A 25223-nucleotide genomic window follows, 5' to 3' on the forward strand; every position below is an offset into this window, starting at 1 on the left:
ATTCAAAGGTTACTCTTTTTGGATTACAGTCCATTCTTTGAGGTTCCAAATTGCGGAAGGAATAGAGGAGCCTTGCATATAAAACACTTTTTTTATTACACCTATATTTTTGACATGGTAGAATCTTGCTTCACCGTTTGCTGGAAAACAAAAATTGTCATGTGTGCAAACAACACTGTCAAATGTGGTGTCAGCCATTAACATTGAGGGAATAATGCTCTCAATGGTAAAAAGAGAACGCGAACCGTATTTTTTTGAATTTCCAACCTGAATAGGAAATAATAAATAGGTTGAAGATAAAGTACGTTCGGCTTTTTTTCTGAAAGTCATTTCCCCTGTTAGAGCGTCAGGGTTTTTGTCTTCATAAATCCCATAGAATTCATAATTCTTAGGGTTTGAAATTGAGTCTTCGGGGTAATTTAATCTCAGCTCTCTTTGTTTGCGTGTAGGACACTTGCTTTTTTCCGGTATTGTTTCTTTAATGTAATATTTATGTGCATAAATTGACACAGTATCAAATTGACCGGAAATAGAATCCTGATAAATCCAATATGAGCCCGGCAGAAATTCTGCCCATTCTTTCATTTCTTGCTGAATCTCAACAGTCTCAATGTATTTGCAATTGTTGTTACAAGAAAAGATTACGCCCAACAAACAAGACATACCAAGTACGTGAGTAGCCTTGTAGAACATAAACTACTTGTTTACCTTTTTATGGTCTTCTAAAAATTTGGCTAAGCCACTGTCTGTTAAAGGGTGATTAAGTAATCCTAATATTGAACTTAACGGACAAGTAACAACATTTGCTCCGGCTTCTGCAGATTTAATAATATGTAATGGATTGCGAATAGATGCAGCCAATATTTGGGTTTCAAATCTTTGGACTGCATAGATATGTGCAATTTGCTGTATTAGCTCCATGCCGTCAAAACTAATATCATCTAATCTTCCTATAAAAGGTGAAACATAAGTTGCTCCTGCTTTGGCAGCTAAAATAGCTTGACCTGCGCTGAAAACAAGTGTACAATTTGTGCGAATACCTTTTTTTGTTAAATAACTAATAGCCTTAACACCATCTTTAATCATTGGAATTTTAACAACTATGTTCTTGTGGATTTTTGCCAACTCCAAACCCTCTTTTATCATTCCATCAAAATCAGTAGCAATCACTTCTGCACTAATGTCTCCGTCCACAATTTCACAAATTGTTTTATAATGTTTTTTAACATTTGCATTTCCTTTTATACCTTCTTTAGCCATCAGTGAAGGATTGGTTGTAACCCCGTCAAGGATTCCGAGTGCATTTGCTTCTTTGATTTGTTCAAGGTTTGCAGTGTCTAAAAAGAATTTCATGTTGATTGATTTAAAGATGCAAAACTATTTTCAGTGCATGGGATTGACTTAACAACTTGTAAACAATTAGCCATTTCATCAAGAATGGGTTTTTATCTACCTTTGCGCACGTTCATAATACATGAGTATGATACAACAAGAAAAAATCAGCATCATCGCTTGTCCTTCTGAAATTGCAGCAGGTAAGCTGGGTAACGCACAAGGGGTTGTTGAGTTGATTAATCTTTTCAATGAACAGAAGATATACCCTTTTGCAAAATATGTATTTACTCCAATTCAGAACAAATTAAATGAAGGGAAAACGTTTTTCAATGCCAAACACATCGAACAAGTATATCATAATTTAGTAGCGACTTATCATACTGTGAACTCAGAGATGCGTGAAGGAAGATTTTGTGTCAACGTACTTGGGGATCACAGTAATGCAATTGCAACTTTCTCATGCTTTGCAGATATATACGGGGTTGAAAATTCGGGACTGATTTGGGTAGATGCACATGCTGATATGCATTCTCCTTACACTACTCCATCGGGAAATATGCACGGAATGCCTTTGGCTGCACTAATGGCAACAGATAACATTGAGAATGTCAAGAATGCTGTTGAGGTAGAGTTGAAAGCATGGTGGGACAGGTTTAAAAATATTGGACAACTAGGTAGCCACCCTAAATTGTTGCCAAGAAATTTGGTAATAATAGGATTGAGAGATTTTGAATCGCAAGAAGAAGCATTGTTTAACAAACTCAATGTGAAATATTTTGCACCTGATACTATTAAAGAAATTGGTATTGAGGCTGTAATGAAACAGGCAAAAGAATATCTCAATCATTGTAATAGTTTGATGTGTTCTTTTGATGTGGACTCGATTGATTCAAGTTTGGTAAAAGGCACAGGTACTCCGGTTGTCAATGGGTTGACACTTGAAGAGGCAAGATTTGTTTTTGATTTTGTGTTTGTAAATCCTGAATTTAAGTCTTTAGATATAACGGAGTTTAATCCTACTTTGGATTCTTCTAATCAGACAGCAGAAAGAGTCTTGCACTTGTTTAAATAATCTTTGAGAGCCTCTCTATGATTATTTATCAACTTTTTGTGATAAAAAATCTCTGTTGAATCAATAATACGGTACTGAAATTTAATTTAACTTGCCCCCAGATTAGCAAAGGGAAAAATGGCAATTTTTAATTCACTCATCAATTGGTATTTTAAAAACAGACTACAGTCTTTAGAGGATTCAATTCAAAATTCTATTGCAATCCAGAAAAGGACGTTAGTTGAGTTGCTTGAAAGAGCAAAGTACACCGAGTTTGGTAAGAAATATCAATTTGAAACCATCAGGGATTATAAAGATTTTGCAACGCAAGTGCCTATTGCGACTTATGAGGATTTACATCCTTATATTGAACGGATGATGAAAGGTGAGCAGAATGTGTTGTGGAGTACAGAGATCAAATGGTTTGCAAAATCATCCGGTACTACAAATAATCGTAGCAAGTTTATACCTGTAAGTGGAGAAACTATAGAAACTTGCCATTTAGAAGCAGGAAGAGATGTAATTTCAATTTATCTAAAGCATAAACCAGAGAGTAATTTGTTTACTGGCAAAGGCTTGCTAATAGGAGGAAGTCAGAACGTTAATCCGCTAAACGAATACTCTAATTATGGAGATTTGTCTGCAGTGATGATAAAACATTTGCCTATTTGGGTGCATTTATTCAAAACTCCAAGTCTGTCCATTGCATTGATGGATGATTGGGAGAAAAAAGCTGAAAAGATGGCTGAATATACTGTTCAAGAAAATGTAACCAGTATTTCGGGAGTGCCCACATGGACATTGGTCTTATTTGAAAAATTGCTTAAGAGAACCGGAAAATTGAATATGTTGGAAGTATGGCCCAATATGGAGTTATACATTCACGGTGGTGTAGGCTTTACACCCTACAGGAAACAATTTAAAGAATATTTTCCTTCTGAGCAGGTTAGTTACCTTGAAACCTATAACGCATCAGAAGGATTTTTTGGAATTCAAACGGATTTATCTGTCAATGAAATAGCATTGATGGTTCATTATGGAATTTTCTTTGAATTTATTCCTATGGAAGAATTTGGAAAAGAAAACGCAAGGATTTTGCCATTATGGGAAGTGCAAGCCGGAGTTAATTATGCCGTTATCATTTCTAATAATTCTGGTTTGTGGCGCTATCAATTGGGCGACACCATTAAGTTTACATCAGTAGCACCATTTAAATTCCATGTTACAGGAAGAACACGTTTGTTTATCAATGCTTTTGGAGAGGAATTAATGATAGACAATGCAGATAGGGCAATAGAACATGCGTGTAAATTGTGTAACGCTACTATAAAAGACTATACTGCAGCACCTATTTATTTGGACGATCCTAATAATGCAGGTCATCAATGGTTAATTGAATTTGAAAATCAGCCACGGGATTTAACGCAGTTTACTATTGAGTTGGATAATAAATTAAAGGAATTGAACACCGATTATGAAGCGAAACGCCACAAAGATTTAGCGTTAAAGATGCCTAAAATCAATGTGGTTCCCGCAGATACATTTCATAAATGGCTTAGTAGTAAGAATAAGCTTGGAGGACAACACAAAGTACCACGCTTGTGGAATGACCGCAGTATTGTTGAAGAAATGCTTAAACTCGTTAGCGAGCATTAAGTCTTTGTAACAGATTATTTTGTGCTTTGGTACAAGATTTGAGAAAAAACAGCGTTTGACTTTCAATTATTTCAACACATATTTTATACTTGCAGCCAATGAAATTACTTCTTAAAATGTTTAATAAATACAGATGGATGTGGGTAGTAATACCTGCTGCTCTCATTTTTCTGGGATTTTGCTATAAAAGGCAAAAAGGCGGAGAAGAAATTCTGCCAAGGTTGGTATTACAAACACTCAATAATTCTCATTATCAACCCTTACGCATAGATGATACATTTTCGGTTAGGGTGTTTAGGCTCTATTTAGACCAATTAGATAAGAATAAAAGGTTCTTTTTGAAATCAGATTTTGACAGTTTTGCCAAATACCGATATTCATTGGATGACCAAGCAAATCAGGGTTCGTATGAGTTCTTGGATTTGGTGTCCGAAACCTTTTCTGAAAGGGTTGCAGAATTGGAAGAAATTTATGAACAAATTTTAAGTTATAAATTTGAGTTTGAGTCAGATGAAAAATATGTCTTTGATGAAGATAATAGAAAGTATTTTGCCTCAATGGATGAACTTGCAAAGGACTGGAGGAAGTATTTAAAATTAAATGTACTGGAAAAATATTATTCCAAAGTTACCGCACAAGAAAAATCTTTAGCCAATAAAGAAGAAGGGTTTGTTGCAAAGCCATTAGACTCGTTGGAATATTATTCACGTCAAGAGGTTTTAAAAACCCAAAGGAATCTATTTAAGAGGTTGAAAAAGTTCACACGAGAAGAACAGTTAGACTTATATATCAACTGCATGACCTCTGTTTTTGACCCTCATACAAGCTATTTCCCACCAAAAGAAAAAGAAGATTTTGACATTAGAATGTCAGGAAGATTGGAGGGAATAGGAGCGCAACTCAGTGAGAGAGATGGAGAATTGAAAGTTGAAATGATAGTGCCGGGCAGCCCAAGTTATTTGCAAGGAGAATTAAAAGCAGGAGATATCATCCTGAAAGTTGCACAACAAGATAGTACCCCTGTAGATGTTCGAAATATGGAATTAAGCGATGCGGTGCAATTAATCAGAGGGAAAAAAGGTACCACTGTGATTCTTACTGTGCGCAAACCGGATGGTTCAATAATAGATATCTCAATAGTACGTGATGTGGTAATTATGGAGGAAGGATATGTAAAAACCGCGATTATTGAACTAGGAAAGGATAGGTATGGCTATATTTATTTACCCCAGTTTTATACAGATATGAATAATAGTGGCGGTAGAACATGTGCTCAAGATGTAAAAGAAGCGGTTCTAAATCTTATGGATGAGGGAGTAAAAGGAATTGTATTCGATTTGAGAAATAATGGAGGCGGTTCGTTGCAAGATGTTGTTGATATGACAGGATTGTTTATTGGGCACAGACCTGTTGTGCAAGCTAAATATAGAGGTGGTTCGCCCAGTGTATATGCCAGCAGAGAAAGTAAAATTACTTATAAAGGACCATTGGTTGTCCTAATCAACAAATACAGTGCAAGTGCTTCTGAGATAATGGCTGCTTCATTACAAGATTATCAAAGAGCATTGATTTTGGGTAGCGATAAAAGGTCTTTTGGAAAAGGAACAGTACAACGTTTTCTTGATTTAGATAGATATGCCCCACCATCATCTAAATATGCATTTGGTTCATTAAAAGTAACTATTCAAAAGTTCTATAGAGTAAACGGAGGAACAACACAGCTAATTGGAGTAATCCCTGACGTGGTAATGCCTGATCGTTTTTCTTCTGTGGAAGTGGGAGAAGAAACAGAGGAATATCCGCTTCAATGGAGTGAAATTGCTCCTTTACCAATCAAAATGGATATGAATTCGCAAGAAAAGAGAATAAATATTGCTAAGAAAAATGCTCAAAAGCGAATTGAAGAAAGTCCTATTTTTAAACTCATTTCCGAAGACAGCAAGAGAATAGAACAAAACAATAAGCGTACTACATTCTCTCTTCGTTTTGCAGACTACAAAGCTGAACAAGAGATGTGGGACAAGCAGAATAAAGAGTATGATGAAAAATTCAAAGCAAATCTTGTTGAGAATAAATTATTGGCTCTTAAAAAGGATTTATTGCAAATTGGTTCTGATTCTGTAAAATTAAAGATGAAAAATGATTGGTTGAACAGCTATAAAAAGGATGTTTATCTGAATGAAGCTGTGAATATTTTGGGGGATTTGTAAAAACTTTTTCCCATAAAATTCTTTAAACGCCCTGACCTGAATTAAGAGTCAGGGCTTTTTTTATTCAATGAAATTGTAGTGAAAAGTGACATTGTCATGAGATTGTCATATTTCTTGTTTATGACAAGTTTTATAGTGCTATACTAACAGCCGTAATTACTTTTGCGCCAAGTTTATTTATCTACCTTATGAAAAGAATTATAATATTAACAACTGCATTGGTTTTTGGATTGTCCATCAATGCGCAAAACTGGATTGAAGATTCAGTTACCTTGGAGAATAAGTCTGTTAAGCAGATTTATTATTCTTTTAAAACTCAAAACCAACATGTAGCAGATGCAGTAGGCTGGGATTTGGCATTTTCTGTTCAGAATACTATTATTCCAAACCAAACTTTACAAGCTACCACAATTAGAGTAAATAATGGAAAGAGTGTAAAGGTATATTTAGCACCGGATTCGATTGATGTGTCAAATTTTTCAGCTCTGGATACAACAGGATATAAAAGCACTTGGACAGAACTGCTTGATTCTGATTCTACTTGGGATATAGGTGCATTCAATACCGGTTTAGATTTAACAATACCTCCAAGTATGGGTGGTCCTAAATATGGTTGGGGAAATTATGATGAAGATTCTCACGATGTTAAATCATTAGGACGTGTTTATTTAATCGTAAGAGGCAATGTTTTCAGAAAACTTTATTTCGGAGACCTTGTAGGTGATAATACTTATCATTTTACGTATGCTGATTTAGACAACAATAACCAACACACTGATTCAATTAAAAAGAGTGCTTATCCTGACAGATACTTTGTTTATTATGACTTAACAAATAAAACAGTAAAGGACTTGGAGCCATCAAAGGCTGACTGGGATGTAGTATTTACTAATTATTGGACATTAGTGCACAGCCCAATGGGACCGTCTCAAATGATGTCTTATCCCGGTACTCTTTCCAAAAAGGGAGTAAAAGTTGCAAGAATCGAAAATGAATTGCTGGATTCTGCTTGGGGAGCTACTCGTAATTTTACAGAACAGATAAATACAATTGGCGGAGACTGGAAAACGCATGTATTTGATAGTCTAGGTAGCAGGTATGTTTATAAGGACTCATTATCATTCGTGATTGACAATGGTGGTGATAGCTTATACTTGTTACATTTCACTAGATATGGAGGAAGTGCAAATACAAGAATGGTATTTGAATTCCAAAAAACAGCAAAACCAGTGGGACCTATTGATGGAGTGGCGATTGTATCAAAATCAAACTTGCTTGTTTATCCGAACCCTGTAAGTTCCGAACTTTTCCTCGATGTAGAAGGTATAGCACAAATTCAAATTCTTGACTTACAAGGAAAAACAATCATTAACAAAGAATTGAATCATACTAATAAAATAGATGTTTCAAACCTCCCTAATGGATTATACATCATTAAGGTGATTATGAATAATGATGTTTATACTTCTAAAATTCTTAAAGCAAATTGATAGCTGATTGGTTAATATTTAATAAAAGAAACGCAAAACGAGCCGTGCAAAAATTGTGCGGCTCTCTTGCTGTTATATTACTGCTGAGTAATCCGCTATATGCAAATATAGATAGAGGTTTTACTCAGGGAGATTCGCTTACTCCCATGCAAGATACGATCTTAAATCCGGTTGTGATTACCGGGCAAGGAAAAGGCGTAAGAGCAGATAAAAGTATTATTAAATTTAGAGTCTTGACAAGTGAAACCATCAAACAAATGGGGGTAGTCAACTTAGGTGATTTACTTTCAAGACAATCAAACATCAGAATTTCCAATGATAATATGCTTGGAAGTTCGGTTTCGTTACAGAATTTGTCGGGGCAACAAATTAAATTTATGGTCAATGGAATGCCCATTACAGGAAGGGAGAACGGAAACATAAACCTTGATCAAATTAATTTAGAAGATGTTGAAAGGATTGAAATTGTTGAAGGTCCAATGTCAGTCATTTATGGTACAGATGCACTTGGCGGTGTCATCAATGTAATTACCAAGAAACCGGTCTTGAAAAAGACCTCTGCTTCTGTTTTTAGTTACAATGAAAGTATAGGAAATTTTAATGCAGGATTTTCAATTGCACAACCCTTGGGCAAAAAAGCAGTGATTTTTGGAAGTGTTGCCCGAAACTTTTTTACCGGTTTGAACAGCGCAAAAAATGACAGAACATACATTTGGAAACCTCGTGAACAATGGTTTGGGAATATTGGATATTTCAGAGAATCTAAAAAAGCTACTTGGAACTTCCGTTCAGATTATCTGTATGAAACATTGCAAAACAAAGGTAAAGTAATCTTAACCCCTGTTGTTGCTTATGCATTTGATGATTATTTTATTACAACAAGAGGAGTACACAGTTTGAACACTATTTTTAATATCAATTCCAAAGTAAGGGTGGATATGATTAATGGAGTTTCGCATTACAAAAGAGAAAAAAGAGTGTATAGGAAAGATATGGTTTCTCTTGAACAAAATCTTATTGAAAACAATGATGAAAATACTGACAACCTCTTTGTGAATGCAATGGCAAGAGCCGTATTCAGTAATATCAAAAAAAGTCGTTTGAATTATCTTGCGGGCTATGATATCAATTATGATATGGCGATTGCAGACAGAATTGATGGCAGTAGATTAACCATGTATGATATTGCAGTTTTTGGAATGTTGGATTATAATCTTTCACGTTACTTTAGAATAAGGCCGGGACTCAGAGTGGCATATAATTCTGTTTTTACTTCTCCTTTAACGCCTTCGCTAAATATGATGTGGGAGCCTAATAGGAAATGGCAAATCAGAGGTTCTTACGGTAATGGTTTTCGCGCTCCATCTCTAAAAGAACAGCATTTACTTTTTGTTGATATCAACCATAATATTAAAGGAAATCCTAAGTTGACACCGGAATTTTCTCATAATGTTCAATTAGGTGCTTCATTTAAAAATTCACATACAAACGTTGCCTATTCTTTTGGAATTAACTCTTATTATAATGAAGTGCAAGACATGATAGGGCTCGTGCTCATTGATAAAGGACAAGAATTGTATTCTTATGAGAACTATGGCAAGTTTCAAGGAGGAGGATTCATGTTAGAACAAAAGACATTTTATAAGAAACTATTTGTAGAGTTTTCTTTAGGAGGAATGTTTATTCGCAATCAGTTTAGCAGTCAAACCGGTAAAGATTTTTATATAACACCTGATATAACTTTCGCAGCTTCATATGAATTTAAAAAACCGGGAATTAAAACCGGTATGTTTGTTAAACATAATGGCAAGTTTGTAAACTATATTCAAAATGAGCAAGGCGCAGTAAGTGAGTTCTTCTCTGATGCGATGACTTTTGTTGATTTCACTCTGAGCAAGGGCTTTTTGAAGGATAAATTACAAGTTAATACCGGAGTGAAAAATATTCTTAATGTAAGGAATATCTCGAATATCAATCCTTTCAATAGCTTTCATGGGAGTGGAAGCACGATGATGCTTTCTCCCGGACGTTCTGTTTACTTAAAGATTTCATACACACTGTAAATGAAAGATAAGATTATATTCATAGCTCTTAGCACGCTTTTGTTGCTTACTTCATGTTTCAAGGAGGATAGACCTTTGGTGCTGCCTGCCTCAAAGGCAAAGGTGATGTCCGTTTTTATGGGCTCAGAGTTCCAGAACCAAATATTTTTTAAGATGGAAGATCAGTCATATCAAACTAGTAACCTTAATGACTGGGATTTGGCTTTTGACAATGTCAGCAATCAGTTCAAAATAGTAACCAATTATGGACGCAATATTTTTGTTGCCAGAACACAGGCATTGGATGTAAGTCAGTTAGAAAGTATTAAACCTGCACAGATTCCAATAAAACAATGGTTATACGACTTTCCTAATGGAAGTATAGACAGTAATGCTTTTGGAGATTGGAAGAACCTATACGGAAATAAGATGCCGTTTCATATTATTGATATGGGACGCACGTTGCCTTCACCTCAACGATACTATGTTGTGAGGGTTTTAGAAGCGGATGATGTTCAATACAAAGTTGAATTTGGAAAGTTCTCAATGCTTGATTCATTACAAGTGGTTGAAATTAAACGAAATAAGAATAGAAATTTCACATATCTAAATATTCGTAATGGTCAGATTCATACTGATTTTGAACCCTTAAAAGAAGATTGGGATTTTGTATTTACTCGTTATCGCTTCATTTTCTATATAGACCCGAATCCGACTGAACCTTTACCGTATCTTGTTTCAGGTTGTTTGTTAAATCCGCATAATGTCTCTGTAAGTTTAGACACTGTTTCTGGCTTTGAAAATATTAATTTGAAATTATGTAACCAAAAGCATTTCACAAAATCGCAAGATGTAATAGGCTATGCATGGAAATCCTTTGATTATTCTGTCTCATTCTCATACACTATCAATCCAAATATGGTTTATATTGTTAAAAACAACAAAGGCGATTTTTACAAAATACGTTTCTTGGATTTTTACAACGAAAACAAGCAAACGGGCTATCCTAAATTTCAAATACAACAGGTTGTAAATTAATTGCTTGAACGATTTAACCGTAGGTGTGCGTAACTTTGTGTTATTTTTACTTCCACACACATACCCAATGCTAAATTGTCCAAATTGTCAATTGCTTGGACACAACACAATGTCTGGGAGATAGAATACAGTGATTGCTTTTGGTAATGTCACATAAAAACTTCAATTTTGAGCCCCTCAATTATAAAATAACAAATAACGATGAGTTGGAATAATTATATTGAAACAAACAAACAACGTTTCATGGATGAGCTTTTTGATTGGCTTAGAATCCCCTCTGTAAGTGCAGATAGTAAATATAAAAATGATGTTAAAAGAGCTGCGGAGTATTTGGCAGAAAAGTTCAAAGCTGCGGGTGCAGAGAATGTGTCAATCGAACCCACTGCAGGAAATCCCATTGTATATGCAGATAAAATATTTGATGCATCTTTACCTACAATTTTAGTTTATGGTCACTATGATGTACAACCTTCAGACCCTGATAATTTATGGACTACTCCTGCATTTGAACCTGCAATAAGAGACGGTAAAATCTTTGCCAGAGGCTCTTGTGACGATAAAGGACAAGTTTATATGCACGTAAAAGCATTTGAAACCATGATGCAAACCAACACTTTGCCTTGTAATGTGAAATTTATGATAGAAGGAGAGGAAGAAGTGGGTTCAGCTAACTTGGGAATTTATTGTCAAGAGAATAAAGATAAACTCAAAGCAGACATTGTGTTGATTTCTGATACTGCAATGATTTCTTTGGATACACCGAGTCTTGATACAGGACTAAGAGGGTTAAGCTACGTTCAAGTTGAAGTTACGGGTCCCGACCACGACCTGCACTCAGGTGTATATGGTGGCGCAGTTGCCAATCCTATCAATGTGTTATGTACAATGATAGCTTCATTACATGATGAAAAGCGACACATAACAATACCTGGATTTTATGATAAAGTATTGCAATTAACGAATGAGGAGAGGGTAGCTTTAAATAAAGCTCCTTTTAATATTGAAGATTATAAAAAGGAACTTGGCATAGACGAAGTTATGGGAGAAGACTCATACACTACGTTAGAAAGAACAGGTGTAAGACCAACGTTGGATGTGAATGGTATTTGGGGTGGTTACATAGGAGAAGGCAGTAAAACAGTTCTGCCGTCTAAAGCATTTGCTAAAATCTCAATGAGATTGGTGCCAAATCAGCGCTCCGGAGAAATTACCGAGCTATTTACAAAACATTTTTTAAGTATAGCTCCAAAATCAGTCAAAGTAAAAGTTGAAGCACATCACGGAGGGGAACCAGTTGTTACACCTACTGATTCTCATGCATATAAAGCAGCAGCAAGAGCGATAAAAGAAACATTTGGTAAAGAGCCGATTCCAACACGCGGAGGAGGCAGTATTCCCATTGTAGCATTGTTTGAAAACGTATTAGGATTAAAATCAATCTTGATGGGCTTTGGATTAGACTCAGATGATATTCACTCACCTGATGAACATTATGGTGTAGAGAATTTTTACAAAGGAATTCAGACAATTCCCTATTTCTATAAATACTTCTCGGAGAAGTAAATAAATAGTACATTTGCCGACCCCAAAATCAAACTTAAATATTTCATGAATACAGCAGACATTCAAAGTTTATTAGGAGCCGAGGCGGAAGCCCTTTTAACACACAAATCACAAACAATTTCAAAAGAGTCTCTTACATTAGCTGGAGCTGATTTTGTAGATCGTAATTTTGTATATAGTAATAGAAACCCACAAGTACTTAGAAGCCTGCAAGCATTGTATGGCACCGGTCGCTTATCCGGTACAGGGTATGTTTCTATACTCCCTGTCGATCAAGGAATAGAACATTCAGCAGGAGCATCATTTGCACCCAATCCTTTGTTTTTTGACCCGGAGAATATTGTAAAACTTGCCATTGAAGGAGGCTGTAATGCAGTGGCTTCTACTTTTGGCGTTTTGGCTTCTTGTTCAAGAAAATATGCGCACAAGATTCCTTTTATTGTTAAAATTAATCATAATGAACTGATGACATATCCAAACAAGTTTGACCAAATTTTGTTCGGGTCTGTTGAGGAGGCATGGAATCTGGGAGCGGTAGCAGTGGGTGCAACAATCTATTTTGGTTCAGATGAATCTGCCAGACAAATAGTGGAAATTGCAGAAGCATTTGAACGCGCGCATGAATTGGGAATGGCTACGATACTTTGGTGTTATTTAAGAAATAATAATTTCAAAAAAGATGGCATTGATTATCATACTGCCGCAGATTTAACTGGTCAAGCAAATCATTTAGGTGTTACCATTCAAGCGGACATTATTAAACAAAAATTGCCTACCAATAATGGTGGTTTTAATGAGCTTAAATTTGGCAAAACACATGAAAAAGTATATTCCCAACTGACTTCCGATAACCCAATTGATTTATGTAGATATCAAGTTGCTAATTGCTATATGGGTAAAATTGGTTTAATTAATTCAGGAGGGGAAAGCAAAGGAGAATCAGATTTGGCAGATGCTGTTAGAACCGCTGTGATTAACAAGAGAGCAGGTGGACACGGGCTGATTTCAGGTAGAAAAGCATTTCAAAAACCAATGAATGAAGGTGTGAAACTATTGAATGCAATTCAAGATGTATATCTTAACAAGGATGTTACCATTGCATAATGATGCTTAAATTGCAATGTATGTAATGCTTTACTAAACTAATAGAATTATGAGTTGGTTTAAAAGAGTAAAAGAAGGAATCACCACTAAGTCAAAGGAAAAAAAATATATTCCTGATGGGTTGTGGAATAAATGTCCAAGATGTAAAACAATTACCCAGTCAAAAGAGTTGGTGGAAAATCGCTATGTTTGTCCATCTTGTCATTATCATCATAAGATTAGTTCTGAAGAATATTTTAATATCCTGTTTGATGAGCAGAAATATAAAGAATTGTATGCAGGCATAGTATCAGGCGATCCGTTGAATTTTTTTGATACAAAGCCTTACACAAATCGTATAAAGGAAACACAAGAAAAGACTGGATTGAAAGATGCTCTCAGGGTTGCAGTAGGTAAAATCAACGGTGCTAAAGTAGTCATCTCTTGCATGGATTTTAATTTCATTGGGGGTTCAATGGGTTCTGTTGTTGGAGAGAAGATAGCACGCTCAATTGACTATGCCAGAGAAAATAAAATACCTTTAATTATTATCTCAAAGTCAGGAGGAGCACGAATGATGGAAGCTGCCTTTTCATTGATGCAAATGGCAAAAACATCTGCCAAACTAGCCCTGCTCAATCAAGAAGGAGTGCCGTATCTTTCTATTTTAACTGACCCTACAACAGGCGGTGTTACTGCTTCTTTTGCCATGCTTGGGGATTTTAATATAGCAGAACCCGAAGCATTGATTGGTTTTGCAGGACCTCGTGTTATTAGGGAAACAATTGGCAGAGATTTACCAAAAGGATTTCAAAGTTCTGAGTTTTTGCAGGAACATGGATTTGTAGATTTTATTGTTCCAAGAACTGAAATGAAAGACAAGATAGGCAACTTGTTGAAGATGATATATTGTAAAAAAACCGCTGCCAAAAAAGTGGATAAAACTGAATAAAAGAAAATATTAAAAGCCTTATTTCGCAATCAAATTAACAAATTAATAAAAGTATAAACATGAATTTCCCTTCAGAATTAAAGTACACAAAAGACCACGAATGGGTGAAAGTAGATGGTGATGTGGCAACCATTGGTGTAACCGACTTTGCTCAAAGCGAGTTAGGAGATATCGTTTTTGTTGATATTCCTACGCAAGGGCAGACATTAGACAAAGAATCAGTATTTGGTACAATTGAAGCTGTTAAAACAGTTTCGGATTTATTTATGCCTGTTTCAGGTGAAGTAATTCAAATTAATCCAAACATTGATTCAGCACCTGAAAGCATTAACTCTGATCCTTATGGTGAAGGTTGGATTGTAAAAGTTAAAATGACCAATCCATCAGAATTAAATGACTTGTTGGATGTAGCTGCCTATAAATCACATACTGGGAATTAAAATACGCCCGTGTATTAGACCAAAATGTCTTTTGTAAAAAGAACAATCCCTTTCTTTAAATACCAGTCCCCTGCATTGCTCTGGGGACTTTTTATTTGTTTAATTTTGTTGTTGCCAATTGGTGATACAGGTACAACACTCCTTTTTGGTTTTTTTCCTGTAGATAAATTGGTGCATGTAGTTCTTTTTTCTTTTTTTGCTTTATTTTCAAGAGTAGGGTGGGCGAAGTGGTATCGAAATGATTTCTTTGTCAAAAAAGCCAATACTTGGACAGTAATAGAAGGTGTCGGATTGGCGTTTTTGACTGAATCATTACAAGAATTAACATTTTACAGAACGTTCTCTTTCCTTGATATAGTAGCAGACATTGCGGGGATTTCATTAGGATTGTTGTTGTTTATTTTGATTTATAAACTCTGACATTTACCTTTTGGCTACATTGTGTATTAAAAAAGTGAGTCAACGATTTGACAACAAATAAAAATATAAATTTGCAAACCTTAAAAATTAACAACTATGGAATTAAAGAAAAGCATTAAGGCGGATGTATCAAAGAGAGCCACTTCGTTTTTCCTTTTTGGACTGTTAGTTATCCAACTGATTACATTAGGAGCTTTTTCATACACTTGGTATGATAAAGTTGATACCACACCTAAGATTACCAAACCGGTTAATGACGGTGAAGTAATTGAGCAAACTGAAATTACCCAACAAGCTTATTATGTGCCTCCGCCACCCCCTCCAACTTCTATTGAGGTTGTAGAAGATGATAAGGCAGACGATGATGTAGAAATACAGGATACAGAATTTAAAGATGAAACAGTGGTTGAAGCTCCATACCAGTTTCACGGAATGACTCCCGGAGGGACACCGGGTGCACCACCTCCTGCTGAAGTAAAGGAATCACCTATTTTCGAGGTGGTAGAAATTATGCCTGAATATCCGGGAGGACAAAAAGCAATGATAGCATTTATTGAAAAGAATTTTCGCTATCCTGAAGAGGCAAGACGTTTTGATGTTGAAGGTCGTGTTTTGATTTCATTTCTTGTTGATGAACAAGGCAATATTACAGAAGTAAGACCATTGTTGCCTGCTAACCGACAATTAGGATATGGATTAGAAGACGAATGTGTACGTATTGTTAGAATGATGCCAAAATGGAAACCCGGTTTTCAGCGCAACAAAGCAGTGAGAGTTAGATATACATTGCCGATTAATTGTACACTTAATTAATCATTCTTTTATAATAATATTGAAGCCTCTGTCAAGAGGCTTTTTTATTTATTATGAATACCGAACAAGATTCACATTACCAGAATTTAGAACAATTATCAACGTTTGAGTTAGTTACAGGGATTAACAATGAAGACGCTGGTATAGCAGATGCTGTAGCCAAAGAATTTCCTTCAATTATTCAATTGATAGATGCAGTTGCAACTAAATTAGCATCAGGCGGGAGACTTTTTTATATAGGAGCCGGAACGAGCGGACGATTGGGGATATTGGATGCAAGTGAATGTCCGCCAACTTATGGTGTAGATTATAACAAAGTGATAGGTTTAATTGCCGGAGGCGATTCCGCAATTCGCAAGGCAGTGGAATTTGCTGAAGATAATACGGAACAAGCATGGAAGGATTTACAGCAATTTGATATTGGTTCAAATGATTTTCTCATTGGCATTTCTGCAAGCGGAAGAACACCTTATGTTGCAGGCGGATTAGAAGATGCAAGAAAGAATCAAATTCAAACAGGGTGTGTTGTTTGTAATAAAAATTCAGTGATTGCAGCTCATTCGGATTTTCCTGTTGAATTAGAAACAGGTCCGGAGTTCGTTACCGGCAGTACCAGAATGAAAGCCGGCACAGCTCAAAAGATGGTGTTAAACATAATTACTACTGTCAGCATGATAAAATTAGGCCGAGTCAAAGGGAATAAGATGGTGGATATGCAAATTGCAAATAACAAACTTGTTGAACGTGGCATTCGTATGATCATGGAAGAGACAACATTAAACAGAGAACAAGCTCGTGCAGCCTTAAAAGAATTGGGGAGTGTGAGGGCTGTAATTGAGCAATACAAATAGTTGAAGGTGTGCTCAAAAGAGTTTAAATTTACACCCTTTAAAATTTTGAGATTTGACTGAAGCAAAAAGAGCATTATCTGTGAGCGTTACTAAAGACATCCTTTTACAAGCCTATCAACTGATGTGTCAGACGAGAGCAATGGCAAAGATTTATGAAGACAATAGGCAAATTACCACCTATGTTCATTCTACCTCAAAGGGGCACGAAGCAATACAATTAGCAGCAGGGTTTCTTTTGGAACATTATGATTATGTTGCTCCATACTATCGAGATGAGTCAATTCTTTTAGGCATAGGTATGCGACCTTATGAGTTGATGTTGCAACTCATTGCTAAAAAAGATGACCCATTTTCAGGTGGGAGAAGTTATTATTCACATCCCTCACTTAAAAGAGAAACAATGCCCAAAATTCCACATCAATCCAGTGCAACAGGAATGCAGGCTATCCCTGCAACAGGTATGGCGCATGGGTTGAAATACAAAGAACAAATGGGATTGCTTCCGACAGGAGAGTTACCTATTGTAATGTGTTCTATTGGAGATGGTTCAATGACAGAAGGTGAAGTGTCAGAAGCATTACAAATGGCTGTGCTCAAAGAATTACCCATTGTGTATTTAGTGCAAGATAATAACTGGGGAATTTCTGCAACCGGAAAAGAAATGAGAGCAATGGATGCGTATGAGTTTGCAGCAGGATTCAAAGGGTTGAAAAGGATGCGAACCAATGGCTCTGACTTTGTTCAATGTTATGAAGATTTGAAATCGGCAATTGATTGGGTGCGTAAAAATCGCAAACCATTATTAATTCATGCCAATGTTCCTTTATTAGGGCATCATACTTCAGGTGTAAGAAGCGAATGGTATAGAGATGATTTAGAGGAGCAAGCAAAGCACGATCCTTTCCCACTTTTATTGAATACCTTAATGGAATTGGGAGAAAACAAAGATACCTTAGATACAATCAGAAAGGAAGCAGATGAATATATAGCAGAAGAGTTTGCAAAGGCTGTTGCTGCACCTGATCCCGAGCCGGAATCAGTATATTTGCATGAATTTGCTCCTACTCCGGTTACAGAACAACAAGGAGTGCGGAAACCTGATGGCAAAGAACCCGTTGTGATGGTTGATGCTGCTTTGTTTGCATGCGATGAAATTTTAAAGAAACATCCTGAAGCATTGTTATATGGACAGGATGTTGGCAAAAGGTTAGGTGGGGTATTCAGAGAGGCTGCCACTTTGGGAAATAAACATGGAGAAGCTCGTGTGTTTAATACACCAATTCAAGAAGCGTATATTGTGGGTTCTACTGTTGGAATGAGCGCAGTAGGATTAAAGCCAATAGTTGAAATTCAGTTTGCAGATTATATATGGCCTGCAGTGAATCAGTTAGTGGAAGAATTGTCTAAATCATGTTATTTGTCTAATGGAAAATATCCGGTTGCAAGTGTGATTAGAATTCCTACAGGTGCTTATGGTGGAGGAGGTCCTTATCATTCGGGAACTGTTGAATCAAGCATACTGCCTATTAAAGGAATAAAGGTAGTGTATCCAAGTAATGCCGCAGATATGAAAGGATTATTAAAAGCTGCATTTTATGACCCAAATCCGGTTGTGATTTTTGAACATAAAGGGCTTTACTGGAGCAAAGTTCCCGGTACAGAATTAGCTAAAACCCCTGAGCCGGATGAGGATTATATTATTCCATTAGGGAAGGGTAGGGTTGTGCTTGCCGCAGCAGAAGAGTCTGTAAACAAAGGTGATTCTGTCTGTGTAATTACTTATGGTATGGGTGTTTATTGGGCACTCAATGCAGCCAAGAGATTACAAGGGAAAGTAGAAATAGTGGATTTGAGAACTCTGAACCCTATTGATGAAGAGTTAATGTTTGAAACAGCAAAAAAACATGGAAAAGTATTAATTCTCACCGAGGAAACTCAGCGTAATTCTTTTGCAGAAGCCTTAGCCGGAAGAATTTCCGAACATTGCTTCCAATTTTTAGATGCCCCAATCAAAGTGTTAGGTTCAGCAAATTTGCCTGCAGTCCCCATGAATAAGGGGTTGGAGGCAGAAATGCTTCCTAATGCAGACAAAGTATATGATGTGTTGAATGAGTTATTGAAGTTTTAAACTTCAAAATCTTCAAAAAAGTTTTTGGGAAATTCTTCGGTAACATTGCTTTTGAGCAGCCACAGACAATTCTGACAGAAAATCACTTGGCATAACTGTAACGCCAGAAATGGAAGTGTTGGTAAAAGCACCGACAGACACTACCATAGAAAAAGTGAAAGGGAAAATAAGGAAAAAAGCACTTTGGATAATTAAACAACAAAGCTTCTTTCTTTCCTTTCAACCATAGACACCACAACGGAAATACATAAGTGGAGAAACACATTTGTATCTGGGCAGCCAATACCGACTGAAAGTGATAAATGATAAGTTAAAAGTGAAGATGTTAAGCTTAAAGGACAGTTTTTGGAAGTACACACACTTGACAATTCAAAAGTCAAATCATTGGTAGCTGAATGGTATTTAAGAAAATCCTTTGAGAAAATTAAACCCCTTGCAGAAGATCTTTTCAATAATTTTATTAAAAGAAACAATTTATCATTTATCACTTTTAACTTTTCACTTAGAAATATGCCGATACGTTGGGGCAGTTGCACACCAAAAGGAAAAATCATTTTAAATCCTGAATTGATTAAAGCACCAAAAGGCTGTATTGAATATGTTATAATACACGAACTTTGTCATTTATTACATCACAACCACACACAGAAATTTTTAGTTTTACAAACCAAAGAAATGAAAGACTGGGTAAAGTGGAAAATGAAATTGGAGAAACTATTAGCATGAGAAGAATAGACAAATAATCACTCGGACAATGACAGCTATTACCCAATCATACAGCGACTTTCAGACACGGTCGACAAGAACGCCAATTACCAATAGTGGTAACCGTTGCACAACTCTTTAAATAAAATAAAATAACAGCACAAGCGGCTTCATTTGAAGCGTTTTAACCACACTTGTTTTTTGGGGGTTTGGGAGTTGTAGTTATTGTGATAGAGACAATAAAATAACGGAAGGTGTTTTGCAGCGTTATCTCTACTTTTTAAAAGTGCTTAACACTGAACTAAATGCTTAGTTTAGCAGTGGAAATTAAACACTAAGGACGTTATTAGACGGGCTGAAATGTTTTAGGGTTGGTATTGAAAGCCAAAGAAAATTTTATTTGAGTTCGACTAACGTACTGCCTTCGCCACCTCGATCTGCATGCTCAAATTGATAGGATTTGATGAATGGTTGTTCTTTTAAAAAATCCCAAATCAATTTTTTTAACACCCCTGTCCCTTTGCCATGAAGGATTTTGAGTTGTCCTGCACTAATCAAACGTGCATCATCAAGCCATTTTGAAACTTTTGCAATTGCGTCTTCACCTCTTTCACCTCTTAAATCTAAAGTATGGCTGAATCCTGTCTGTTTTACCATAATCTCATCAGAATAATGAGGTACGGAATTTTTATTTGATTTCTTTACCTTATTTTGATTCTTCAATTTTTCAAGCCTTTTTAAATCGACCCAAGCGTGTAAATCACCCAGTAAGACTAAGGCTTTGTTCTTTTTAATTTCTATTATTTCTCCAATTTGATTGCTATCTGCAATTAAAACAAAATCGCCTGTTGTAATTGCAACATTTGGTAAAGTCTCAATGGGTTTTACGCTTGTTTTATCTTGTTTAACCTTGATGAATGATTGATTGAGAGTCTCTTTTGCTTGATTGAGCTGATGTGAGAAAGATGCAATATCTTGCTTTGTAACTTTCTCATTTCTGCTGTCTTTCTTGATTTTTTTGAGTAATGAAGTTGCTTGTAACAACTCTTCAGCAGCTTTTTCGCGGGTTTGTTGCAAAATTATTTTTTTGTTCTCTTGAAGTTGATTTTTGAGTAACTCATATTCCTTCAATAACTTGTCTAAATGTTTAGCCTTATTTGAGATATTGCGTTTTGCTTCCTCTAATTCAAAAGCAAGTTTTTCTGCTCTAATACTCAGTTCTTCATAGTCTAAGGTTTTAGATGCTTTCATTTTGCTTTTAGCATTTTCTAACATCTTAGAAGGAAGATTGAGGTTTTGTGCAAGCTCAAATGCATAAGAACTTCCCGGTTTCCCAACCATTAGTTTAAACATAGGCTTTAGTGCAATTGGGTCATATAGCATTGAAGCATTGACAAGTCTTGAGATTTTGTTGGGTAATTTCTTGAGTGCTCCTAAATGAGAAGATACAATACCCAATGCACCTGTCTCACACAACATCTCTAACATTGCTTCTGCAATAGGGGAAGCCAATTCAGGATCTGTTCCTGTACCAAATTCATCAATGATTACAAGTGTATTGTGATTAGCATTTTCTAAAATATATTTCATGTCCACCAGATGAGCACTGTATGTGCTTAATGCGTTTTCTAGGGATTGGTTATCAGAAATTTCTACAGATATTTTCTCGAACACAAAGAGTTCAGAAGTTGGTGAAGCAGTAATGCCCAAGCCACTTTGAAACATCATTTGTAATAAAGCAACCGTTTTGAGCAATACTGATTTGCCTCCTGCATTTGGTCCGGAAATCAGCATCAGTGCTTCATGTTTGTTTAAGTTGATGGAATTGCGGACTATTTTTTCTTCAGAATTATCTTTACGCGCATTGATCAATAGCAAGGGGTGCACAGCATCATGTAATTTAATTTGACTCTGTTGAGCAAATTCAGGAATGTTTCCCCCCAATAAGTTGTTTAGTTTGGCTTTAGCTCTATAAAAATCCAATTTCTCCCACATTCCCAGTATGTTAACAAAATCTTCAGCAGTATCATTGAGAACCTTGCCGGCATATCTGAGGATTCTTTCAATTTCCTTTTTTCTCTCTAAATAGAGTTCTCTGAGCTGATTGTTCTCTTCAAAACATTCAAGAGGTTCTATATATAAAAATTTGCCTGATGCAGAGTCATCATGCACAAATCCTTTAATTTTCTTCTTGTGTTCAGCAATAATTGGAAGTACTAATCTGTCGTTTCGTATGGTGATTTCAGTATCACCTGCCCAACCATTTTTCTTAGCAACATCAAAACGGTTATTTAGGAGTTTCCGAACTTCTTTTTCCTTATTGATGATTTTTTCTGAAATATGTCGCAGTTCAGGACTGGCATTAGGATTCAGGTTGCCTTCTTCATCAATGATTTTATCAAGAAGTTCAAAAAGACTTCCGGGTATGATGATGGGCTCTCTTGTATAAAGGAGGGTAGGGAAAGAAGTTTTAACATCATCAAAAAACAGAAAAAACAAACCGGTATCTGAAAGTATCCTTTTGATTCTGAACAACAAGGAGGTTTGAGGCATACTTCCTAAGGTCATTGTGTCTTTTAAGTTGATTTTGATTTCGTCAATCACGCTCAAGTCCGGCATAGCATACGACTTGATCAACCTTTGCATTTCTCCGGTTTGGTTGAGAGTGTGAAGAATTGTTGACTTGTTTGAAGAAGGAGTGAGCGTGGATGCCCTGTTCTTTGCATATTCTGTTTTTGCAAAATCTGCCAGAATTGATTTTATCTCATTAAAGCCAATTGATGACCCAATATGTTGAGGATATAAAATCATTTGTTGGAATTCTGAACCTCATATTGTGTGAGTATTTCTAAACTCTTTTCTAATATGGGCTTAAATAGATCCGGATTACTGGCGTAGAAATTGATACTTTCTTCAAACTGTTGCCTTGTTACCTTGTGTTTCTTAAAAACAAATTCATAATCAGCACCAATATGTCCCAAATATTGTCGTTTACTTGTTGTTACTGGCTTATATTCAGATTTTGTCTTTTCTTGTTCAATAATTTCTTGCTCAATTATTTCTTTAACTTTTTTAAAAGCTTGATTTGAGCTGCTTACGTTTGTATTATTTACAGTATCTGTTTTAATACTCGTTTGTGATTCAAGTGCTTCTCGTGGTGCAACACCCAGCTGAAATGCAGCATCAACAGTTTTGATATCAGCAATGAGATGACTCATTGTTTTCCCGTCTATAATGGAAGTAGGAATCTGTTGTTTTTTATTTGTACATGAAATACATAGCAGTATATAAAACAATAATAGGACAGTCTTATTAGAAACAATTGAAAATATGGAATGAACTTTAAGATTCATTATTGGTGCTATTTTCTTTTGCCGGTGTAAGGATCAATGCCTTTCTTTTTAGCATAATCCTCCAATCTTTTCTGGAATGAACTCTTTTTAACAGAAACCTTTTTCTTTTTGTTAGCAGCAATTTGCTTGTGCAGTTTGTCTTCATCAACAAAACGCTTAAACAACGCTTGTTGTCCAAATGTAATCATGTTGGCTAAGAAATAATAATAACTCAATGCAGCAGGATAGTTGTTAAAGAATCCCAAGAACATGATTGGCATAAGGTATGAAATAATTTTCATTTGCGCACCGGCTGCGGTGAGTTGGTTATTCAGCCTTGTGTAAATTATGGTAGAAGCGGTCATTAATAAAGTAAACAGACTGACGTGGTCTCCATAAAAAGGAAGTGAAAAGCCGCCCGGAAAGTCAAATATAGAATCATATCGTGAAAGGTCTGTTGCCCAAAGGAAGGACTCCTGTCGTAGTTCAAAAGATGATGGGAAGAAACTGAACATTGCAATCAGAATTGGGAATTGCAATAGCATTGGCAAGCATCCTCCTAATGGACTAACACCGGCTTTCTTGTAAAGGCTCATTGTGTCCATTTGGGTCTTTGCCATATCACCCTTGTTTTTTTCTTTAATCTCATCCAATTCCGGCTTGAGTAATTTCATCTTAGCTGTGGACAGATAAGATTTGTAAACAAGAGGTAGTAAAAGTAATTTGATAAAAATTGTGAGTAACAGTATGATTATACCAAAATTGCCAATGTATTTACTTAGGAAATCAAAGGTTGGTATAACAAGGAACTGATTTACCCAACGAAAGAGAGTCCAGCCCAAGGGGATGATATCTTCTAATTCAATATTCTCCTTCTTTAAAGTCTTATAGTGGTTGGGTCCATAGAAATACCTTAAATTAAAAACTTCATTTCTTCTGTTTTCAAACGGCAAATCAAGTTGTGCTTTGTATAATTTTACGTTATCAAGCTGGTCTCTTGCTGAATCCACCGTAATTTCTCCATCTTTAAGAAACCCTTCTTTTAGGATAACTGTTGTGTTAAAGAATTGCTGTTTAAAAGATACCCATTGAACAGGAGCTTTTAGGTTTTCAGTTTTGTATTTGGTCTCGCTGATGTAATCAGGTTTTTCATCTATATACCTATAATAAATGGTAGATTTTAACCTTTCAGTTTCTGCTTTTAATTCTTGTTTCGGAACTTCTATCTCTCTGTAATAAGTCAATAAGGAGTTGGGTTGAATAAATTGCTCCATGTTGACCATTGCAAACTCTTGGTTTAATCCATAACCTTCTTTATCTAGCTTGTATGTGGACTCTATATAAGAATCGTGGTCAAAATTGAGTCTGAAAATAATGCTGTTTTTTTCCTGCTTTACAACATCCCAAAACACTTTGTTTGTATAGAAAGCTTCATTCTTAGTATTGAAAACAAAATAATCTTGAGAATGGTCTTTGTTAAATAAAATAAGCGACTGGTCTTGTGATGTATCTGCTCTCAGAAATTCGGTTAAAAAAACTTTGTTTACACGCGCTCCTTTGTTCGAGAGTGTAACCTCCATATCAGCATTTTTTAATGTGATTTCTTTTTCAGTTCCAAAAAATTTGGTTGCAATTTCTCCGAATTTTGCTTGCAGCACTTGTGAATCAGGCAAACTCTCAGTAACAATGGTGTCTTTTGTAGCCATTAATGCTTTTGCCTCTTGTTCTTTCTGCAATTGTACGGCTGCTATTGAGTCGCTAATGTGCTTGCGTTCTGCTATCTGTTCTGCACTGGGTTGATTCAGATAGGAATAACCTATTAATATTCCTAAAATGAGTAATAAACCAATAATCGAATTTCTGTCCATCTGTCTTTTTTAGAGGGCGCAAAGGTAATGTAATAATCATGAAAATTCTGTCTCACATGCCTTATATGAATTTCAAGATTCAGTGTGTTGTGTTATACTTTTAATATACTGATAATCAATATATAAAGAAATGTTAAGATGGGAGTGTAAACTCTTTTAATGTTTTATGCAATCCATTCTTACAGTGTTATTTGATAGAATCTACCAAAAGTGTGATAAAGTCAATGTGTTTGTGAAAAGAGTCGT

Annotated in this window: 19 protein-coding genes and 1 pseudogene; 15 read left to right on the plus strand and 5 right to left on the minus strand. The window is 35.8% G+C overall.

Annotation, left to right across the window (positions count from 1 at the left end; all coding sequences use genetic code 11):
• Window positions 1-9 precede the first annotated feature (9 nt).
• Both M0R38_07090 and fsa read right to left on the minus strand, forming a co-directional pair.
• Entirely contained in the window at window positions 10-693 is a 684-nt protein-coding gene (locus M0R38_07090; protein MCK9481507.1) for a hypothetical protein, read from the minus strand.
• A 3-nt stretch (window positions 694-696) separates the two neighbouring features.
• Complete coding sequence (gene fsa / locus M0R38_07095; protein MCK9481508.1) at window positions 697-1353, minus strand: fructose-6-phosphate aldolase; 657 nt, start codon at window positions 1351-1353, stop codon at window positions 697-699.
• 127 nt (window positions 1354-1480) lie between these two features.
• On the opposite strand from fsa, the gene M0R38_07100 reads away from it, so the two are divergent.
• From M0R38_07100 to M0R38_07170, 15 genes and pseudogenes are all read left to right on the plus strand, one after another.
• Entirely contained in the window at window positions 1481-2407 is a 927-nt protein-coding gene (locus M0R38_07100) for an arginase (protein ID MCK9481509.1), read from the plus strand.
• Between the two features lie 117 nt (window positions 2408-2524).
• On the plus strand, window positions 2525-4042 hold the full coding sequence (locus M0R38_07105) for a GH3 auxin-responsive promoter family protein (GenBank protein MCK9481510.1): 1518 nt from the start codon (window positions 2525-2527) through the stop codon (window positions 4040-4042).
• Between the two features lie 98 nt (window positions 4043-4140).
• A complete protein-coding gene (locus M0R38_07110) occupies window positions 4141-6252 on the plus strand; it encodes a carboxy terminal-processing peptidase (protein MCK9481511.1) in 2112 nt (703 codons plus the stop codon).
• A 188-nt stretch (window positions 6253-6440) separates the two neighbouring features.
• Window positions 6441-7742 (plus strand): T9SS type A sorting domain-containing protein, encoded by a 1302-nt coding sequence (locus M0R38_07115; GenBank protein MCK9481512.1) that lies wholly within the window; start codon window positions 6441-6443, stop codon window positions 7740-7742.
• Between the two features lie 44 nt (window positions 7743-7786).
• Entirely contained in the window at window positions 7787-9805 is a 2019-nt protein-coding gene (locus tag M0R38_07120) for a TonB-dependent receptor (GenBank protein ID MCK9481513.1), read from the plus strand.
• Complete coding sequence (locus M0R38_07125) at window positions 9806-10822, plus strand: HmuY family protein (GenBank protein ID MCK9481514.1); 1017 nt, start codon at window positions 9806-9808, stop codon at window positions 10820-10822.
• Window positions 10823-11023: 201 nt separating this feature from the next.
• Entirely contained in the window at window positions 11024-12385 is a 1362-nt protein-coding gene (locus M0R38_07130) for a dipeptidase (protein ID MCK9481515.1), read from the plus strand.
• A gap of 45 nt (window positions 12386-12430) precedes the next feature.
• The gene (locus M0R38_07135; protein ID MCK9481516.1) at window positions 12431-13489 is read left to right on the plus strand and encodes a class I fructose-bisphosphate aldolase; all 1059 of its coding nucleotides are present in this window, start codon (window positions 12431-12433) and stop codon (window positions 13487-13489) included.
• A 49-nt stretch (window positions 13490-13538) separates the two neighbouring features.
• Window positions 13539-14420 carry an acetyl-CoA carboxylase, carboxyltransferase subunit beta gene (gene accD / locus M0R38_07140; GenBank protein MCK9481517.1) on the plus strand — a complete coding sequence of 294 codons (882 nt, stop codon included), beginning with the start codon at window positions 13539-13541 and terminating at the stop codon, window positions 14418-14420.
• A 59-nt stretch (window positions 14421-14479) separates the two neighbouring features.
• Window positions 14480-14860, plus strand: a complete 381-nt coding sequence (gcvH, locus tag M0R38_07145; protein ID MCK9481518.1) for a glycine cleavage system protein GcvH — start codon at window positions 14480-14482, stop codon at window positions 14858-14860.
• A 24-nt stretch (window positions 14861-14884) separates the two neighbouring features.
• Window positions 14885-15280, plus strand: a complete 396-nt coding sequence (locus tag M0R38_07150) for a VanZ family protein (GenBank protein MCK9481519.1) — start codon at window positions 14885-14887, stop codon at window positions 15278-15280.
• 96 nt (window positions 15281-15376) lie between these two features.
• Complete coding sequence (locus M0R38_07155; GenBank protein ID MCK9481520.1) at window positions 15377-16093, plus strand: energy transducer TonB; 717 nt, start codon at window positions 15377-15379, stop codon at window positions 16091-16093.
• A 53-nt stretch (window positions 16094-16146) separates the two neighbouring features.
• Window positions 16147-16944: an N-acetylmuramic acid 6-phosphate etherase gene (gene murQ / locus M0R38_07160; protein MCK9481521.1), complete on the plus strand. Its 798-nt coding sequence runs from the start codon at window positions 16147-16149 to the stop codon at window positions 16942-16944.
• 121 nt (window positions 16945-17065) lie between these two features.
• Window positions 17066-19072: a thiamine pyrophosphate-dependent enzyme gene (locus M0R38_07165; GenBank protein MCK9481522.1), complete on the plus strand. Its 2007-nt coding sequence runs from the start codon at window positions 17066-17068 to the stop codon at window positions 19070-19072.
• Window positions 19073-19181: 109 nt separating this feature from the next.
• A pseudogene (locus M0R38_07170) lies at window positions 19182-19798 on the plus strand (M48 family metallopeptidase).
• Between the two features lie 375 nt (window positions 19799-20173).
• On the opposite strand, the gene M0R38_07175 reads toward M0R38_07170, so the two are convergent.
• From M0R38_07175 to yidC, 3 genes are read right to left on the minus strand one after another with little or no spacing between them, the layout of a single operon-like run.
• Window positions 20174-22588, minus strand: coding sequence for a Smr/MutS family protein (locus M0R38_07175; protein ID MCK9481523.1), 2415 nt, complete (start codon window positions 22586-22588; stop codon window positions 20174-20176).
• On the minus strand, window positions 22585-23130 hold the full coding sequence (locus tag M0R38_07180; protein ID MCK9481524.1) for a DUF4296 domain-containing protein: 546 nt from the start codon (window positions 23128-23130) through the stop codon (window positions 22585-22587). Before M0R38_07180 ends, M0R38_07175 begins: the two co-directional genes overlap by 4 nt.
• An 8-nt stretch (window positions 23131-23138) precedes the next feature.
• Window positions 23139-24977: a membrane protein insertase YidC gene (gene yidC, locus M0R38_07185; GenBank protein MCK9481525.1), complete on the minus strand. Its 1839-nt coding sequence runs from the start codon at window positions 24975-24977 to the stop codon at window positions 23139-23141.
• Window positions 24978-25223 lie beyond the last annotated feature (246 nt).

This window comes from Bacteroidia bacterium, assembly GCA_023228875.1.
Classification (GTDB): Bacteria; Bacteroidota; Bacteroidia; order NS11-12g; family UBA955; genus JALOAG01.

Bases quoted from the DNA above. Each gene is read 5' to 3' on its own strand.
- M0R38_07130 (MCK9481515.1), top strand. From the start codon at position 11,024: ATGAGTTGGAATAATTATATTGAAACAAACAAACAACGTTTCATGGAT.
- accD (MCK9481517.1), top strand. From the start codon at position 13,539: ATGAGTTGGTTTAAAAGAGTAAAAGAAGGAATCACCACTAAGTCAAAG.
- M0R38_07105 (MCK9481510.1), top strand. From the start codon at position 2,525: ATGGCAATTTTTAATTCACTCATCAATTGGTATTTTAAAAACAGACTA.
- M0R38_07165 (MCK9481522.1), top strand. From the start codon at position 17,066: ATGTGTCAGACGAGAGCAATGGCAAAGATTTATGAAGACAATAGGCAA.
- fsa (MCK9481508.1), bottom strand. From the start codon at position 1,353: ATGAAATTCTTTTTAGACACTGCAAACCTTGAACAAATCAAAGAAGCA.
- M0R38_07115 (MCK9481512.1), top strand. From the start codon at position 6,441: ATGAAAAGAATTATAATATTAACAACTGCATTGGTTTTTGGATTGTCC.
- M0R38_07175 (MCK9481523.1), bottom strand. From the start codon at position 22,588: ATGATTTTATATCCTCAACATATTGGGTCATCAATTGGCTTTAATGAG.
- M0R38_07110 (MCK9481511.1), top strand. From the start codon at position 4,141: ATGAAATTACTTCTTAAAATGTTTAATAAATACAGATGGATGTGGGTA.
- M0R38_07155 (MCK9481520.1), top strand. From the start codon at position 15,377: ATGGAATTAAAGAAAAGCATTAAGGCGGATGTATCAAAGAGAGCCACT.
- M0R38_07125 (MCK9481514.1), top strand. From the start codon at position 9,806: ATGAAAGATAAGATTATATTCATAGCTCTTAGCACGCTTTTGTTGCTT.
- gcvH (MCK9481518.1), top strand. From the start codon at position 14,480: ATGAATTTCCCTTCAGAATTAAAGTACACAAAAGACCACGAATGGGTG.
- yidC (MCK9481525.1), bottom strand. From the start codon at position 24,977: ATGGACAGAAATTCGATTATTGGTTTATTACTCATTTTAGGAATATTA.
- M0R38_07135 (MCK9481516.1), top strand. From the start codon at position 12,431: ATGAATACAGCAGACATTCAAAGTTTATTAGGAGCCGAGGCGGAAGCC.
- murQ (MCK9481521.1), top strand. From the start codon at position 16,147: ATGAATACCGAACAAGATTCACATTACCAGAATTTAGAACAATTATCA.
- M0R38_07150 (MCK9481519.1), top strand. From the start codon at position 14,885: ATGTCTTTTGTAAAAAGAACAATCCCTTTCTTTAAATACCAGTCCCCT.
- M0R38_07090 (MCK9481507.1), bottom strand. From the start codon at position 693: ATGTTCTACAAGGCTACTCACGTACTTGGTATGTCTTGTTTGTTGGGC.
- M0R38_07180 (MCK9481524.1), bottom strand. From the start codon at position 23,130: ATGAATCTTAAAGTTCATTCCATATTTTCAATTGTTTCTAATAAGACT.
- M0R38_07100 (MCK9481509.1), top strand. From the start codon at position 1,481: ATGATACAACAAGAAAAAATCAGCATCATCGCTTGTCCTTCTGAAATT.